This is a genomic window from Schaalia odontolytica, assembly GCF_002847525.1.
Taxonomy (GTDB): domain Bacteria; phylum Actinomycetota; class Actinomycetes; order Actinomycetales; family Actinomycetaceae; genus Pauljensenia; species Pauljensenia odontolytica_B.
The window spans coordinates 93,764-108,533 of the sequence record NZ_PKKM01000001.1; the positions used below are offsets into that span (position 1 = coordinate 93,764).

13 protein-coding genes and 1 tRNA gene are annotated in these 14,770 nt (G+C 64.2%); 13 read left to right on the top strand and 1 reads right to left on the bottom strand.

Features of this window, described 5'->3' with window-relative positions:
- The first annotated feature begins 32 nt into the window (after positions 1-32).
- From alaS to CYJ22_RS00475, 12 genes are all read left to right on the top strand, one after another.
- On the top strand, positions 33-2,741 hold the full coding sequence (alaS, locus tag CYJ22_RS00420; RefSeq protein WP_101600251.1) for an alanine--tRNA ligase: 2,709 nt from the start codon (positions 33-35) through the stop codon (positions 2,739-2,741).
- Positions 2,738-3,226: a Holliday junction resolvase RuvX gene (gene ruvX, locus CYJ22_RS00425; RefSeq protein ID WP_082144971.1), complete on the top strand. Its 489-nt coding sequence runs from the start codon at positions 2,738-2,740 to the stop codon at positions 3,224-3,226. The genes alaS and ruvX overlap by 4 nt, the downstream gene beginning before the upstream one ends.
- Positions 3,223-4,671, top strand: coding sequence for an endolytic transglycosylase MltG (gene mltG, locus CYJ22_RS00430; protein WP_207760482.1), 1,449 nt, complete (start codon positions 3,223-3,225; stop codon positions 4,669-4,671). Before ruvX ends, mltG begins: the two co-directional genes overlap by 4 nt.
- Positions 4,668-5,528, top strand: coding sequence for a shikimate dehydrogenase (locus tag CYJ22_RS00435; protein ID WP_101600253.1), 861 nt, complete (start codon positions 4,668-4,670; stop codon positions 5,526-5,528). The genes mltG and CYJ22_RS00435 overlap by 4 nt, the downstream gene beginning before the upstream one ends.
- A complete protein-coding gene (locus tag CYJ22_RS00440; protein ID WP_101600255.1) occupies positions 5,525-6,217 on the top strand; it encodes a prepilin peptidase in 693 nt (230 codons plus the stop codon). Before CYJ22_RS00435 ends, CYJ22_RS00440 begins: the two co-directional genes overlap by 4 nt.
- Before the next feature lie 102 nt (positions 6,218-6,319).
- A complete protein-coding gene (locus tag CYJ22_RS00445; protein ID WP_101600258.1) occupies positions 6,320-7,849 on the top strand; it encodes a chorismate-binding protein in 1,530 nt (509 codons plus the stop codon).
- Between the two features lie 88 nt (positions 7,850-7,937).
- On the top strand, positions 7,938-8,786 hold the full coding sequence (trpC, locus tag CYJ22_RS00450) for an indole-3-glycerol phosphate synthase TrpC (protein WP_101600260.1): 849 nt from the start codon (positions 7,938-7,940) through the stop codon (positions 8,784-8,786).
- Complete coding sequence (trpB, locus tag CYJ22_RS00455) at positions 8,786-10,081, top strand: tryptophan synthase subunit beta (RefSeq protein ID WP_101600262.1); 1,296 nt, start codon at positions 8,786-8,788, stop codon at positions 10,079-10,081. The genes trpC and trpB overlap by 1 nt, the downstream gene beginning before the upstream one ends.
- A 1-nt stretch (position 10,082) precedes the next feature.
- Positions 10,083-10,892 carry a tryptophan synthase subunit alpha gene (trpA, locus tag CYJ22_RS00460; protein WP_101600264.1) on the top strand — a complete coding sequence of 270 codons (810 nt, stop codon included), beginning with the start codon at positions 10,083-10,085 and terminating at the stop codon, positions 10,890-10,892.
- Positions 10,889-11,848, top strand: a complete 960-nt coding sequence (gene lgt, locus CYJ22_RS00465) for a prolipoprotein diacylglyceryl transferase (RefSeq protein ID WP_101600266.1) — start codon at positions 10,889-10,891, stop codon at positions 11,846-11,848. The genes trpA and lgt overlap by 4 nt, the downstream gene beginning before the upstream one ends.
- A gap of 125 nt (positions 11,849-11,973) precedes the next feature.
- A complete protein-coding gene (pyk, locus tag CYJ22_RS00470) occupies positions 11,974-13,419 on the top strand; it encodes a pyruvate kinase (RefSeq protein ID WP_101600268.1) in 1,446 nt (481 codons plus the stop codon).
- Positions 13,420-13,653: 234 nt separating this feature from the next.
- The gene (locus tag CYJ22_RS00475) at positions 13,654-13,869 is read left to right on the top strand and encodes a hypothetical protein (protein WP_007588076.1); all 216 of its coding nucleotides are present in this window, start codon (positions 13,654-13,656) and stop codon (positions 13,867-13,869) included.
- 136 nt (positions 13,870-14,005) lie between these two features.
- On the opposite strand, the gene CYJ22_RS00480 is transcribed toward CYJ22_RS00475, so the two are convergent.
- Positions 14,006-14,079, bottom strand: a tRNA-Leu gene (locus CYJ22_RS00480).
- Between the two features lie 63 nt (positions 14,080-14,142).
- Here CYJ22_RS00480 and CYJ22_RS00485 point away from each other — a divergent pair.
- The gene (locus tag CYJ22_RS00485) at positions 14,143-14,733 is read left to right on the top strand and encodes an ANTAR domain-containing response regulator (protein WP_007588074.1); all 591 of its coding nucleotides are present in this window, start codon (positions 14,143-14,145) and stop codon (positions 14,731-14,733) included.
- Positions 14,734-14,770 lie beyond the last annotated feature (37 nt).

The following is a 14,770-nucleotide window of genomic DNA, read 5'->3' on the forward strand; positions in this document are numbered from 1 at the left end:
TGAGCGGCGCCAACCGTCTAACATGGGGGACTATGCGTACGTCTGAAATCCGCACCCGCTGGCTCGACTACTTCGAGAAGCAGGGTCATGAGATTCGTCCTTCCGTTTCTCTCGTCTCTCCGGAGCCCTCGATTCTGTTCACGATCGCGGGCATGGTTCCGTTCATCCCCTACATCACGGGCGTTGAGCCCGCGCCGTGGCCGCGCGCCGCGTCGGTCCAGAAGTGCATCCGCACGAACGACATCGACAACGTCGGCAAGACGACCCGTCACGGCACGTTCTTCCAGATGAACGGCAACTTTTCCTTCGGCGATTACTTCAAGGAAGGTGCGATCAACTACGCGTGGGAGCTGCTGACCGGCTCGCGCGACGAGGGCAAGTACGGCCTGGATGGCGATCGCTTCTGGGTGACCTTGTGGGACCAGGACGACGAGGCTTTCGACGTGCTGACGAAGCAGATCGGCATGGACCCCAAGCACATCGTGCGACTGCCGCGCGAGGAGAACTTCTGGGACACGGGCCAGCCCGGCCCCGCGGGTCCGTGCGCCGAGTGGCACTACGACCGCGGCCCCGAGTACGGCCCCGAGGCCGTGGGCGGTACCGTCGACCCGGGTGGCGACCGTTACCTCGAGGTGTGGAACCTGGTGTTCGACCAGTACATGCGTGGTGAGGGTTCCGGCAAGGACTACCCGCTGCTGGGTGAGCTGGACAAGAAGGCGATCGATACGGGCGCTGGCCTGGAGCGTCTGGCTTTCGTCATGCAGGACAAGCCCAACATGTACGAGATCGACGAGGTCTTCCCCGTCATCGAGGCCGCCATGCAGATGAGCGGTAAGCGCTACGGTCTGGGCGCCGCTGGCCCTGAGGCTGGCGCTGCCTATGACGACGACGTGCGCATGCGTGTCGTGGCCGACCACGTGCGTTCCTCGCTCATGCTGATTGGCGACGGGGTGCGTCCCGGTAACGATGGCCGCGGCTACGTGCTGCGTCGCCTGATCCGCCGCGCCGTTCGCTCGATGCGTCTGCTGGGTGTCGACGAGGCAACCATGCCGACTCTGCTGACGGCCTCGAAGGATGCGATGAAGGCGTCCTACCCCGAGCTGGAGACCAACTGGAAGACGATCTCCGAAGTCGCGTACGCGGAGGAAGATGCATTCCGTCGCACCCTCAGCGCCGGTACGACGATCCTGGATGCGGCGGTTGCAACGGCGAAGGAATCGAAGGGCGCCCCCGTGATTTCTGGTGCGTCGGCGTTCTCGCTGCACGACACCTACGGCTTCCCGATTGACCTGACCCTCGAGATGGCCGCCGAGCAGGGCGTGTCGGTCGACGAGGAGGGCTTCCGCACTCTGATGGCCGAGCAGAAGGAACGTGCACGCGCCGACGCTCGCTCGAAGAAGACCGGACACACGGATGTTCGCGTCTTCCACGACATCGAGAAGGCGATGGGTGGCGGCTCAACGTTCCTGGGCTACACGGAGCAGGCCGCCGAGGCGACCGTGGAGGCTCTGCTCGTTGATGGTGTGGCGGCTCCCGCTGCGAGCGCGCCCGCCGAGGTTGAGGTCATTCTCGATCGCACTCCGTTCTACGCGGAAATGGGTGGCCAGCTCGCCGACCACGGCACGATCCGTCTCGCTGGCGGTGGCGTCGTTGAGGTTCACGACGTGCAGGCTCCTATCCGTGGCCTGAGCGTTCACCGTGGCACCCTGACCGAGGGCGGCATGACGGTGGGGGAGAAGGCCTACGCCGAGATTGACGGCCAGCGTCGTCTCGCCATTGCGCGTGCTCACACCGCGACCCACATGGTGTACGCGGGCCTGCGTAACGTCGTGTCGGAGGACGCCACCCAGGCGGGTTCGGAGAACTCGCCGTCGCGCCTGCGCTTCGACTTCCGCCACGGGTCCGCTCTTGAGGGCTCGCAGCTGAGCGACATCGAGGCTCTCGTCAACGAGAAGCTTGCCGAGGATCTGGCCGTGACCACGGAGGTCATGAGCATCGATGCCGCGCGTGAAGCTGGTGCGATCGCGCTGTTTGGTGAGAAGTATGGTTCCGAGGTTCGCGTCGTCACCATCGGTGATGGCTTTGACCGTGAGCTGTGCGGTGGCACCCACGTGCCGACGACCGGTCACATCGGCCGCATCACGGTGCTCTCCGAGGGATCCGTCGGCTCAGGCGTGCGTCGTATCGACGCCCTGGTGGGCGACGGCGCATACGAGTTCCAGGCCAAGGAACATGCGCTCGTCAACCAGCTCTCCCAGCTCGTGGGCGGCCGCGCCGACGAACTGCCCGAGCGCATTGAGTCGCTGCTGACCAAGCTGCGCGAGTCTGAGAAGGAGCTCGAGAAGATCCGCACAGCACAGGCTCTGAGCCAGGGTGCCGATCTGGCGGCTTCCGCGAAGGCTATCGGTCCCGTGACCGTCGTCGCCTCCTCGGTCGGTGAGATGCCCTCCGCGGACGCTCTGCGTACCCTTGCGCTCGATGTGCGTGACCGCCTCGGCAATGAGCGCGGGACCGTCGTTGCCCTCGGTGGCGTCGTCGGTGGCAAGCCTTCGCTGGTCGTCGCGACGAACGAGGCAGCGCGTGAGGCGTCGGTGAAGGCCGGTGCGCTGGTTCGCGCCGTCGGCAAGTACATGGGCGGTGGCGGCGGTGGCCGTGACGACATCGCCCAGGGCGGCGGCACCAAGCCCGAGGGTATTGCCGACGCGATCGACGCGATCCGTAAGGAAATCGAGGCTCTGTGAGTATTCGTCGGGGTATTCGTATCGGCGTGGACGTCGGCACCGTGCGTGTCGGCGTCAGCCGGTGCGACCCCGACGGTATTCTCACGATGCCCGTCGAAACCCTTCACAGGGCTCCCGATCTGTCCGATCTTGATCGCTTAGCCGACATTGTGCGTAGCCACGACGCAATCGAGGTGATCGTTGGACTTCCTCGGCACTTACGTGGGGGAGAGGGGATCTCCGCGAAGGGTGCGCGTAAGTATGCGCGCCGCATTAAGAAGCTTGTTCCCGATGTCCGCGTGGCGATGGTCGACGAACGCATGACGTCCAATCAGGCGCATGCGCGTCTTCGTGCATCTGGGATTCCTGAGATCGAGCATCGCAGCGTCATCGACCAGGTCGCGGCGCAGATCATTTTGGAACAGGCACTCGAGCTCGAACGGATGGGCGGTCGAGCTCCCGGTGAGGAAATCATCCTCGAACCAAGCGAAGGAGCGCACGCATGAGTACGCCTCCCCGTTACCCCTTCCGTTCTCGTCGCGAGATTCACTCCGGCGAGCCTAAGGTCTACTCCGACGCTCCGCATGAGAACGCCAGCGTCGAGGCCACGCCAGATGCTGCGCCTACTCCGGCGCAGGGCATGCCTGCGGCGGCTGCGTCCTCGTCCGATAGCGCCGCCGCGCCTGCGCGCGGCACCGGTGTTCGCCAGCGCTCGGCGTCGCTTCCCTCTTTCGACGAAGTGACCGATACCGGAGCGACTTCTCGCGTGTCTGTCTCTGGTACCCGTGCTCGCGGTGGAGCACAGGCCGTCGAGACGCCGTCTGAGACGACCGGCATGCGTTCGCGCAGGCTTGCGAGCGAGCGTCGAGCGGCGCGCAAGCGGAAGCGCCGTCGTCGCGTGCGTTCATTCTTCATCATCGTTCTGGTTCTCGGATTGCTCGCGGGTGCCAGCTACGTCGCCTACGACCAGCTCTTTAATTCCTCGACGACCGCATCGGACGACTTCCCGGGTCCCGGTTCCGGCTCCGTCGAGGTCACGATCGATGAGGAATCGTCGGGTCGCGCGATTGGCCAGACTCTCGTGGATGCCGGGGTCGTCAAGTCCGTGGGTGCTTTCGTTCGCCAGTTTGAAACGAACCGTGCGGCAATGTCGATTCGTCCCGGTACGTACCGACTGAAGCTGCAGATGAGCGCTTCCGGTGCACTCGCCGCGCTGCTGGATGAAACGAACCGCGTTGACTCGACGGTGACGGTTGGGTCCGGTCAGAAGCTGTCGGAAGTCAAGCAGCGCATTGTCGATATCATGGGCGTGTCCGAGGCTGAGGTCGATGCGGCGTTTGCCGATACAGAGGCAATTGGACTTCCCTCCGAGGCTGGGGGAAACGCGGAAGGCTGGCTTCTGCCCGGCTCCTACGAAGTCGGCGAGACAGATACGCCGACAACCGTGATCGCGCGCATGGTGAAGGGCACCATCGATGAGCTTGATCGTCTTGGTGTCGCTCCTGCCGACCGGGAGACCGTCCTTATCAAGGCTTCCATCGTCGACGGTGAAATGAACATCGACAAGTACATGCCGATGGTCGCCCGCGTCATCGAGAATCGCCTCGCGGACACGAACGGCGAGACGAAGGGCATGCTCGGCATGGATTCGACGGTGCTCTACGGCGTTGGTAAGACCAGCGGCGTTCCCGATCAGGCAGACCTCGACAACGACAATCCGTACAACACGCGACTGCATGCCGGCCTGCCGCCCACTCCGATCGGTCAGCCGAGTGAGAAGGCCATCAAGGCCGTGCTGAACCCGGCCGAGGGCACGTGGCTGTACTTCGTGACGGTCAACCTGGACACGGGTGAGACTCTGTTCGCTTCGACGCTGGAGGAACAGGAGAAGAATCGTGAGAAGTTCAAGGCGTACTGCACGGCGAACCCGAAGGTTTGTACGTCATCATGACCTGGGCCGCGGTCATCGGGTCGCCGATTGAACACTCCCTGTCGCCCGTGATTCATCGCGCGGCATGGGCCCAGCTCGGCATCGATGGCTGGGAGTATCGCCGTCTCGAGCAAGACACAGACTCACTGCCCGGTTTCGTTGCCGGTCTCGGTGGCGACTGCGTGGGCCTGTCCGTGACGATGCCCTGCAAACAGGCCGTCATGCCGCTGCTCGATGCGATCGATCCGCTGGCAAGCGCGGTGGGCGCCGTCAATACGGTCGTTCCGTCTTCGGGGGTCCTTGCTGGTTTCAACACCGATGTCACAGGCATCGCGTCGGCCGTGAGGCGTGCCTGTTCGTTGGCGGGGTGCTCCGCGCCATCGAGTGCTCTCGTTCTCGGTGCTCGCGCTACCGCATCGTCCGCGCTTGCAGCGTTGGGCGAGCTGGGGATTACGTCGTCGACCGTCGCCGCGCGCCGTTTTGGCGGTCCAGGCTCTGTTGTGGCGGCGGCCTCGCGGCTTGGAGTCACTATCGAACAGATTCTATGGTCGGATTCCGAGGCGGTGGATCGTGCGGCTTCCAGCGTGGACCTTGTCATTTCCACGCTTCCTGCCTCAGCCGCCGATCCACTCGCCGAGCGCCTGCGGGTTCGGGAGGGACAGATCCTGTTGGACGTTGTGTACTCTCCGCGCGACACCGCATTGCGCAGCGCCTTTGAGAGCGCCGCGGGTGTCGTCGCCGAGGGCACGGACATGCTCGTCTTCCAGGCCGCCGCACAGGTTCAACTCATGACTGGGCGCAGCCCCGACACCGATGTTATGCGCGAGGCCCTCGAGGATGAACTGGAACGCCGATCACGGGAAGGATCGGCGCCGTGATCGTCGGCTGGCTTCCTCCGCGAATCGGCGCGGATCTTTCCCTCGTGTCGGGCTTCCTCACGTGGATTATTGTCCTGGCATGGCTGTGGAGATCCGGCTGGAAGATCCAGCGCAGGTACTTTATTGAATCGACACGCACGCCATTGACGCGCAATGCGATTGTCTGGAGTGCCGCTATCGTGGGCGCAGTCTTTTTCGTCGCGGCGCAGATGCGCCCCGGCATGCCTTCCGTCATGGCCGTTGCGATGATCGGAGCGCTGAGCGCATACGTCGACGCCCACACGCACCGTCTCCCGAATGCATACACTGCGGCGATGGCTATTGGCGTCGCGGCTGGTGTGGCCGTAGGAGTGGTGATTTCTCCAGCGTGGCAGCAGCGCCTCATCGGGTGTCTTGTCGGCGCTCTGATCTGGACGATTCCCATCGCTCTGCTGAACCGTCTGCCCGGCGGCATGGGTGGGGGAGACGTGAAACTCGCACCCGTCTTGGGCGCCATGGCCGGTTCCGTCGGCTTGCACGCGGCGGTTTTCTCTCTCCTGCTGTCTTTCGTGCTGGCGGGGCTCGCCGCTCTGTGGAAGATCGTGATCGGTTCGGCTGGCACCAAGTCGCGCGTGCCGATGGGCCCCTGGATGATCGGTTCGGCCCTCTTCGCAGCGATTGCCTGGGGTGTCGTTCCGGACTGGCTGTAGGGTACTCGCGTGGCCTCATCGTGGACCCGACGGGCCGAGGCCGGTCGGGAATGGGACAATGGCACGGTGAGTAACGAGACGCCTTCATTCCAGTGCGAGCCTGTGAGCCTCGATTGGGGCCAGACCTGGCCTCCCCGCGATGTTTTTGTCGATCTTGCACAGGACCGCCGAGTGATCCCGGTTGTCCGGCGTGTGCTCGCTGACGAGCTGAGTGCGGTAGGCGTGTATCGACAGCTCGCGCACGGCAACTATGGCAGCTTCATCCTGGAGTCCGCAGAACATGGTGGTTCGTGGGGACGCTGGTCGTTTGTGGGCGCATCAAGCGCTGGCGCTATCGTCGCACGCGATGGCCACGCCCAGTGGATCGGTTCGCACCCCGAGGGTGCCCTGAAGGAGGGGAGCTTCCTTGAGGTTGTGCACTCTGCCCTGGAGGAGCTTGCCGCGCCCGCGATTGAAGGAATGCCCCCTCTGACGGGCGCACTCGTCGGATCCCTGGGCTGGGGAATCATCCCCGAGTGGGAGCCGACGCTCGCAGCGACCGCGCCGAAGGAATCCGACATTCCGGATGCAACGCTCGTGCTCGCGACTGAGGTCGCCGCGCTCGACCATGCGACTGGTTCGGTGTATCTGATGGCGATCGCCTGGAACCTTAACGGCTCGGCCGACGGCGTGGACGGGGCGTACGACCGCGCGATTGAGCGCCTCGACGCGATGACCGCACAGCTTGCGACCCCAATCGCCCCCGCGGTTCTGGGCAGCAGCGGTGCCACGCCGCCCCAGGTGCGCGAGCGCACGGCGCGCGCAGATTTCGAGTCTTCCGTCAACGCGGCCAAGCGTGCGATTGAAGACGGCGACGCGTTCCAGATCGTCGTTTCCCAGCGCCTTGACGTGTCGACGGCGGCGAGCGGCATCGATGTGTACCGTGTGCTGCGCACGGTCAATCCCTCGCCCTACATGTACTTCCTCGACCTGCCGGATGAGTTGGGCGGCCACTTCGAGGTTGTTGGTTCTTCCCCGGAGACACTGGTGAAGACCGAACGACGCCGCGTGTGGACCTACCCGATTGCCGGCTCGCGCCCGCGCGGTGCCGATTCGGCCGAAGACCACCGACTGGCGGCCGAACTGCTCGAGGATCCGAAGGAACTGTCCGAGCACGTCATGCTCGTTGATCTGGCCCGCAACGACCTCTCGAAGGTCTGCGATCCGGCTTCGGTTGAGGTCTCGACGCTCATGGAACTTAAGCGCTTTTCGCACATTCAGCACATTTCCTCCACGGTGACGGGTGTCCTGCGCCCTGACGCTGACGCCCTCGATGCGCTGGTTGCGACCTTCCCGGCGGGCACCCTCTCGGGCGCGCCCAAGCCTCGTGCCATCCAGCTCATTGACGACTTCGAGCCCGCGGCGCGCGGAGTGTACGGCGGCGTGGTCGGCTACTTCGACCTGTCCGGTGACGCGGATCTGGCGATCGCTATTCGCACGGCCTCCCTGAAGGACGGCGTTGCCTCGGTGCAAGCGGGTGCGGGACTCGTTGCCGATTCGGTTCCCGCCCTCGAGTACGAGGAGTCACGCAATAAGGCCGCCGCAGCGGTCGAGTCCGTCGTGCGGGCGTCGACTCTCGTTCCGCTGTCCTAACCCGGAGTGCGGGATGGCTTGCCCGCTGTGGGCTATTTTTCGCTAGCCTTGATGAGGATTGATCGTTTCTGCCTGAAAGGGGAGCGTCGTGAGCGTTCTCGATGACATTATCGCCGGGGTCCGCGAGGACCTGAAAGAGCGTGAAGACCGCGTCCCTCTGGCTCGCATCAAGGAGATGGAGACCCAGGTCCCGGAGGCGAAGGATGCGCTCGGCGCCCTGCGGGGCCGCGATGGTGCCGTCAAGATCATTTCCGAGGTGAAGCGTTCCTCGCCGTCCAAGGGTGCGCTCGCATCCATTCCGGATCCCGCAGCCCTCGCATCGACGTACGAGGCCGGGGGAGCGTCCGTCATTTCGGTGCTCACGGAGCAGCGTCGTTTCAATGGTTCGCTTGCGGACCTTGACGCGGTGCGCGCTGCGGTCGATATCCCGATTCTGCGCAAGGACTTTATCGTGACGCCGTATCAGATTCACGAGGCGCGTGCTCACGGCGCTGACCTCGTGCTCTTGATCGTCGCCGCGCTCGAACAGAACGTACTCGTGTCCCTGCTGGAGCGGACCCGTTCGCTCGGCATGGAGGCGCTGGTGGAGACGCACTCGCGACTCGAAGCCCTGCGCGCCATGGAGGCTGGTGCCTCGATCATTGGCGTGAATGCGCGCAATCTGAAGACCCTGGAAGTGGACCGCTCGACCGTCGAGCAGGTCATCGACGTGATCCCCCAGGACGTTGTTGCGGTCGCCGAATCCGGCGTCGCGAATGCACACGATGTTTTTGAATACGCCAAGTGGGGAGCGGATGCCGTGCTCGTCGGCGAAGCGCTCGTCACCTCGGGTGATCCCCGTGCGAGCATTCAGGACATGGTGAGCGCGGGCCAGCATCCCGCGCTGCGCACGGATCGCAAGGCTCGCGTCGCAGCGGCGCGTCAGGAAGGACAGTGATGGACGCTGAGAACTTTGCTCAAGGACCGTACTTCGGTGATTTTGGTGGACGCTTCGTCGCCGAGTCCCTCATGGGCCCCCTCGAAGAGGTTGAGGCAGCGTGGAAGCGCCTGTGGCGCGATAAGTCGTTCCAGCACCGCCTGCGCGATCTTTTCCTGAACTACGCGGGACGTCCGTCTCTGTTGACGGAGGCGCCTCGCTTCGCTGCGGACCTTGGCGGCGTGCGCGTGTTTCTCAAGCGTGAGGACCTCAACCACACGGGTTCACACAAGATCAACAACGTGCTTGGGCAGGCGCTGCTCACCAAGGAACTGGGCAAGACGCGTGTTATTGCTGAGACCGGTGCGGGTCAGCACGGCGTGGCCACCGCGACCGCAGCTGCTCTCCTTGGACTCGACTGCACGATCTACATGGGACGTGAGGACACCGAGCGCCAGGCGCTGAACGTCGCGCGCATGCAGATGCTCGGCGCCGAGGTTATCGCCGTGACGGCTGGATCGGCGACCCTCAAGGACGCGATCAACGAGGCCTTCCGCGACTGGGTGACCAACGTGGAGACGACCAACTACATCTTCGGTACGGCCGCCGGCCCGCACCCGTTCCCGGAGCTGGTGCGCGACCTTCAGCGTGTCATCGGCGACGAGGCGCGCGCGCAGCTGCTCGCCGCCGAGGGACGTCTGCCTGACGTCGTCGTCGCCTGCGTCGGCGGCGGCTCCAATGCGATTGGTTCCTTCACGGCGTTCATCGATGATCCCAGCGTCGAGCTGCTCGGGTGCGAGGCAGCTGGCGATGGCTTCGACACCGGGCGACACGCAGCCTCTATTACCGCCGACGAGGTGGGCGTGCTCCACGGTGCACGCACGTTCGTGCTGCAGGAACGCGACGGCCAGACGAAGGCCTCCCACTCGATTTCCGCCGGTCTGGACTATCCGGGCGTCGGCCCGCAGCACGCGTGGCTGGCTCGTTCGGGTCGGGCTTCGTACATACCGATTTCGGATGCCGAGGCCATGGAGGCATTCCTCCATCTGTCGCGCACGGAGGGCATTATTCCCGCCATCGAGTCCTCGCACGCCCTCGCCGGAGTACGCGCCTGGGCCCGCGCGAAGGCCGAGGCCGAGGGCCTGTTTGCGCCGGGTGAGGAGCCCATCGTGATCGTGACCGTGTCGGGTCGCGGCGACAAGGACGTGGATACGGCGTCGCGGTGGTTTGGCTACGGACACGCGAAGCTGCAGGTCATCGACCCCAGCGCCGGCCCGTCGGGCGTTGCTGTCCTGGACGAGAACGAGGAGAAGTGACATGACGCGTGCACCCCATTCAGCCGTCGCGATTGACGCCGCCCTCCAGCGCGGCGATGCTGCGCTCATCGCATACCTGCCCGTTGGATTCCCGTCGGTCGAGGATTCGATCCGCGCGGGTAAGGTCCTGGCGGACTGCGGCGTCGACGTCATCGAGCTCGGCTTCCCGTACTCGGATCCGGGCATGGACGGCCCGACCATCCAGCGTGCGACCGTCGCCGCTCTCGAACGAGGCACGCACCTCGAGGATCTCTTCCACGCGGTGGACGAGCTGACCTCGTACGGCATTTCGACCTGCTCGATGACCTACTGGAACCCCGTCGAGTGGTGGGGCGTCGAGCGCTTCGCCAAGGACTTCGCCGCCGTGGGCGGCTCCGGCCTCATCACGCCGGACCTGCCGCCCGAGGAGGGCGCGCAGTGGGAGGTGGCGTCGGACAAGTACGACCTCGAACGCATCTATCTGAGTGCTCCCTCGTCCCCCGAGCATCGCCTCAAGCTCATCGCGGAGCACTCGCGTGGCTGGGTGTATGCGGCCTCGTCGATGGGCGTGACGGGCGCGCGTGCTGCCGTCGGCGCTCACGTCGCCGACGTCGTGGAGCGCACCCGCGCCGCCGGTGCTCAGCGCGTGTGCGTGGGCCTCGGTGTCTCAAACGGTGCTCAGGCCCGTGAAATCGGCGCCTACGCGGACGGCGTCATTGTCGGATCCGCCCTTGTGAAAACTCTGTTCGATGAGAACATCGACCGTGGCCTGAAGGCCCTGGCTGAGCTCGCCACCGAGCTGAAGTTCGGCGTGAGCGGGGCACGCGCATGAGGGCCCTCGTCGCGGCCGGTATCCCGTCGCCCTCGCAGGGCGTCTGGTACCTTGGGCCGATTCCGCTGCGGGCCTACGGAATTATCATCGCCGCAGGCATGATCATTGGCGTCTGGTGGACGGCACGCCGCTATCGTGACCGCGGTGGAAACCCGGACACGCTGTATGACGCCGCGCTGTGGGCGATTCCGCTCGGCGTCGTCGGCGCGCGGATCTACCACGTCATCACGTCCCCGGATGCTTACTTCGGTCCGGGCGGTGACCCGATGCTCGCTTTCCAGATTTGGCGTGGAGGCCTGGGTATTTGGGGCGGTGTCGCCTTCGGAGCGCTTGGCGTGTATATCGCCGTCAAACGTGCGGGTGTTCGCCTCGGTCCAATCGCCGACTCCCTGGCTCCGGCTCTGCTGATTGCCCAAGCGATCGGCCGTTGGGGAAACTGGTTCAACCAGGAGCTTTTCGGCGCTCCGACGACCATGCCGTGGGGTCTCCAGATCGACGCTGCGCACATGCCGGCCGGATACCCTGCGGGGACGCTGTTCCATCCGACGTTCCTCTACGAGTGCCTGTGGAACCTCGCTGCTGCCGCGCTCATCGTGTGGCTCGACCGGCGTCACCGCTTCGCCGGGGGACAGGTGTTCGGTCTGTACCTGATGGCTTACACCGCCGGCCGGTGCTGGATTGAGATGCTGCGCATCGACGATGCGCACAGAGTCTTGGGCCTGCGCCTCAATGTATGGACGTCCGTGCTCGTGTTCGCACTGGGAGTACTCGTGTTCGTCATCGCCGGCCGGCTCGGGCGCCCGACACGGGTTGTCGCTGAGACGACTGCGGATAACGCGGACGGAGAAGGCCAAGACCTGCACACTTGCGCCAGTGAATCCGATGCTGACGATGTTGTGGGGACCAGCGTGAGTGAGGATGAAACTGCTGAAGAGAGCACTCTCGAGCAGTTTTAGACTCGCTCCGTGCGCGCAATCCGTGTGCCAGAGGTCCCACCACAGGTGGATTCATGGGAATGATCACGTCGCGCCGCTGCTGATCTTCCTCGTCAGAACAGGGGTTGGAAGGTAAACTTTTACTTATGCGTCGAGCTAAGATTGTCTGCACTATTGGACCTGCCACTGAATCCCCTGAGCAGCTCCAGGCACTGGTGGACGCCGGCATGGATGTCGCGCGTATCAACCGGTCGCATGGAAAGGCTGAGGAACACGAGGCCGTCATTGCGCGCGTGCGAAAGGCGTCTGCGACGTCCGGCCGCGCGATCGCGGTACTCGTCGACCTCCAGGGCCCCAAGATCCGCCTGGAGACGTTCCAGGACGGCCCCCAGGAGCTGAAGATCGGTGACACCTTCACCATCACGACTCGCGACGTTCCCGGCACCAAGGAACTCGTCGGTACGACTTTCAAGGGCCTGCCCGGTGACTGCGCCCCCGGCGACCGCCTGCTGATCGACGACGGTAACGTCGCGGTCCGTGTCGTCGAGGTCACCGACACTGACGTTGTTACACGCGTCGAGGTTCCCGGCATGGTGTCGGACCACAAGGGCCTTAACCTACCTGGCGTCGCCGTCTCCGTCCCCGCCCTGTCCGAGAAGGACAAGGAGGATCTGCGCTGGGGTATCGAGCAGGATGCCGACTTCATCGCCCTGTCCTTCGTGCGTTCTGCCGAGGACATCAAGGATGTCCACGAGATCATGGACGAGATGGGCAAGCGCATCCCGGTCATCGCCAAGATCGAGAAGCCCCAGGCTGTCGAGGCGCTGGAAGACATTATCGAGGCTTTCGACGGCATCATGGTTGCCCGCGGTGACCTCGGTGTCGAGATGCCCCTCGAGGCCGTTCCGCTGGTCCAGAAGCGCGCGATTGAACTCGCCCGCATTGCCGCCAAGCCCGTCATCGTCGCGACGCAGGTCATGGATTCCATGATCAAGAACCCGCGCCCGACGCGCGCCGAGGCCTCCGACTGCGCCAACGCGATCCTCGACGGTGCCGATGCGGTCATGCTCTCGGGAGAGACTTCGGTCGGCGCGTTCCCGATCGAGACGGTGCGTACGATGGCCGCGATCATCGAGTCGACGGAAGAGAACGGCGGCGAGCGCATCGCGTCGATCCCCGGCTTCTACGCTGACCGTGCCGGCGTCATCTGTGAGGCTGCGGCGCGTATCGCCGAGCACATGGACGCTCGCTACCTGGTGACCTTCAGTCAGTCCGGCACCTCCGCTCGTCTGCTGTCGCGCATGCGCCGCCCGATCCCGATGCTGGCCTTCACGCCGCTCGAGTCGACGCGTCGCCGCCTGGCCCTCTCGTGGGGTATCCAGACGTACCGCGTTCCCGAGGTGCAGCACACCGACGACATGGTGTGGCAGCTCGATCAGGTGGTTCAGTCTGCGCACCTGGCGGACATCGGTGATCAGCTGATCATCGTTGCTGGTATGCCCCCGGGCATCGCCGGATCCTCGAACATGCTGCGTATCCATGAGGTCGGAGATGAGGCCGACTACGCGATTGGCGGAACCCGCCACGCGTGAGATACGTGAGTAGCGGGGGCGCCGGCATCAAGCCGGCGCCCCCGCACTTTTTGTTTGTTCACGTGGACAAAATAAAATCCGTGGAATAAAGTACTCGGATACACGTTGAGACACGTGGACGCCGCACCAACGACGGCGCGGCAGTGCAGCAGATCGCTGCTCGGCGCGATCAGGAATGCCTGTGCGAACAAAGCACGTTTTCTGGCGCGCCCGAATTGAAGAGGAGAAAGAGAAATGAATACGAAGATCCGGACCGTGTCGGTCCACGACACTCTGTTTGGCCGCGTGGCCAACAACCTGGAGGTCGGCCAGCTCTCACGTGCCGTTGAGCCGTGGTTCGCCGACTTCCACGACTCGAGGGTCAAGCAGGCGATTGCCGACCTTGACGAGCCGGCCCGCCGGGGCGCGGCTGCCGAGTACCTCGGTCTCGAACTGAGCGTCGTGGCCTGAGCCGTGACAAAGGGGCCGACAAGCATTGCTTGTCGGCCCCTTGTTCGTCTGCGATTTTGCTATATCAATTTGTGCTACGCACGTCGCACACGTGCTGAATTGCCGGTACCATTAGGAGCACGTACTCCACTGGCGGTACCCCGAGTGGGATTCGAACCCACAACAAGCCGGGTTTGAGCCGACCGCCTCTGCCAGTTGGGCTATCGGGGCTTCGCGTGTGCGTGTCCCACAATAGAGCAGCTGAGCAAACCGATCAAACTGAGGAATATGACAATGAGTGAAGAGCAGGCTGAACCGCGTCGCGTCCTCGTCGCAGAAGACGAGGGGTTGATTCGTCTCGATATCGTTGAGACGCTCACCCAGGCGGGGTTCGAGGTCGTTGGCGAGGCTGCCGACGGTGAGGAAGCTGTCGAGCTGGCACTCGAGCTCGAACCCGATCTGTGCGTGATGGATGTCAAGATGCCGAAGATGGACGGCATCACCGCTGCGGAGAAGATCCTGCAGGAGCTGTCCTGCGCTGTCGTCATGCTCACGGCTTTCTCGCAGACGGAGCTCGTTGAGCGTGCACGCGACGCCGGCGCGATGGCATACGTCGTGAAGCCTTTCAGCCCTGCTGACCTGATCCCTGCCGTTGAGATCGCTCTGTCGCGTCACGCAGAGATCGAGTCGCTCGAGGACCAGATCGCCGATCTGTCGGATCGCTTCGAGACCCGCAAGCGCGTGGACCGTGCGAAGGGCCTGCTCATGAAGAACATGGGCATGAGCGAACCCGAGGCATTCCGCTGGATTCAGAAGACGTCGATGGATCGTCGTCTGTCCATGCGCGAGGTTGCCGACGCGGTGATCAACCAGGTTGACGACTGAGTCATAGATGCGCGAATGGGGAGGGTCATTTGACCCT

Coding starts and splice junctions, on each gene's coding strand:
- CYJ22_RS00435 (WP_101600253.1), top strand. CDS start 4,668: ATGACCTGGGCCGCGGTCATCGGGTCGCCGATTGAACACTCCCTGTCG.
- alaS (WP_101600251.1), top strand. CDS start 33: ATGCGTACGTCTGAAATCCGCACCCGCTGGCTCGACTACTTCGAGAAG.
- lgt (WP_101600266.1), top strand. CDS start 10,889: ATGAGGGCCCTCGTCGCGGCCGGTATCCCGTCGCCCTCGCAGGGCGTC.
- CYJ22_RS00475 (WP_007588076.1), top strand. CDS start 13,654: ATGAATACGAAGATCCGGACCGTGTCGGTCCACGACACTCTGTTTGGC.
- trpA (WP_101600264.1), top strand. CDS start 10,083: ATGACGCGTGCACCCCATTCAGCCGTCGCGATTGACGCCGCCCTCCAG.
- CYJ22_RS00485 (WP_007588074.1), top strand. CDS start 14,143: ATGAGTGAAGAGCAGGCTGAACCGCGTCGCGTCCTCGTCGCAGAAGAC.
- trpB (WP_101600262.1), top strand. CDS start 8,786: ATGGACGCTGAGAACTTTGCTCAAGGACCGTACTTCGGTGATTTTGGT.
- pyk (WP_101600268.1), top strand. CDS start 11,974: ATGCGTCGAGCTAAGATTGTCTGCACTATTGGACCTGCCACTGAATCC.
- mltG (WP_207760482.1), top strand. CDS start 3,223: ATGAGTACGCCTCCCCGTTACCCCTTCCGTTCTCGTCGCGAGATTCAC.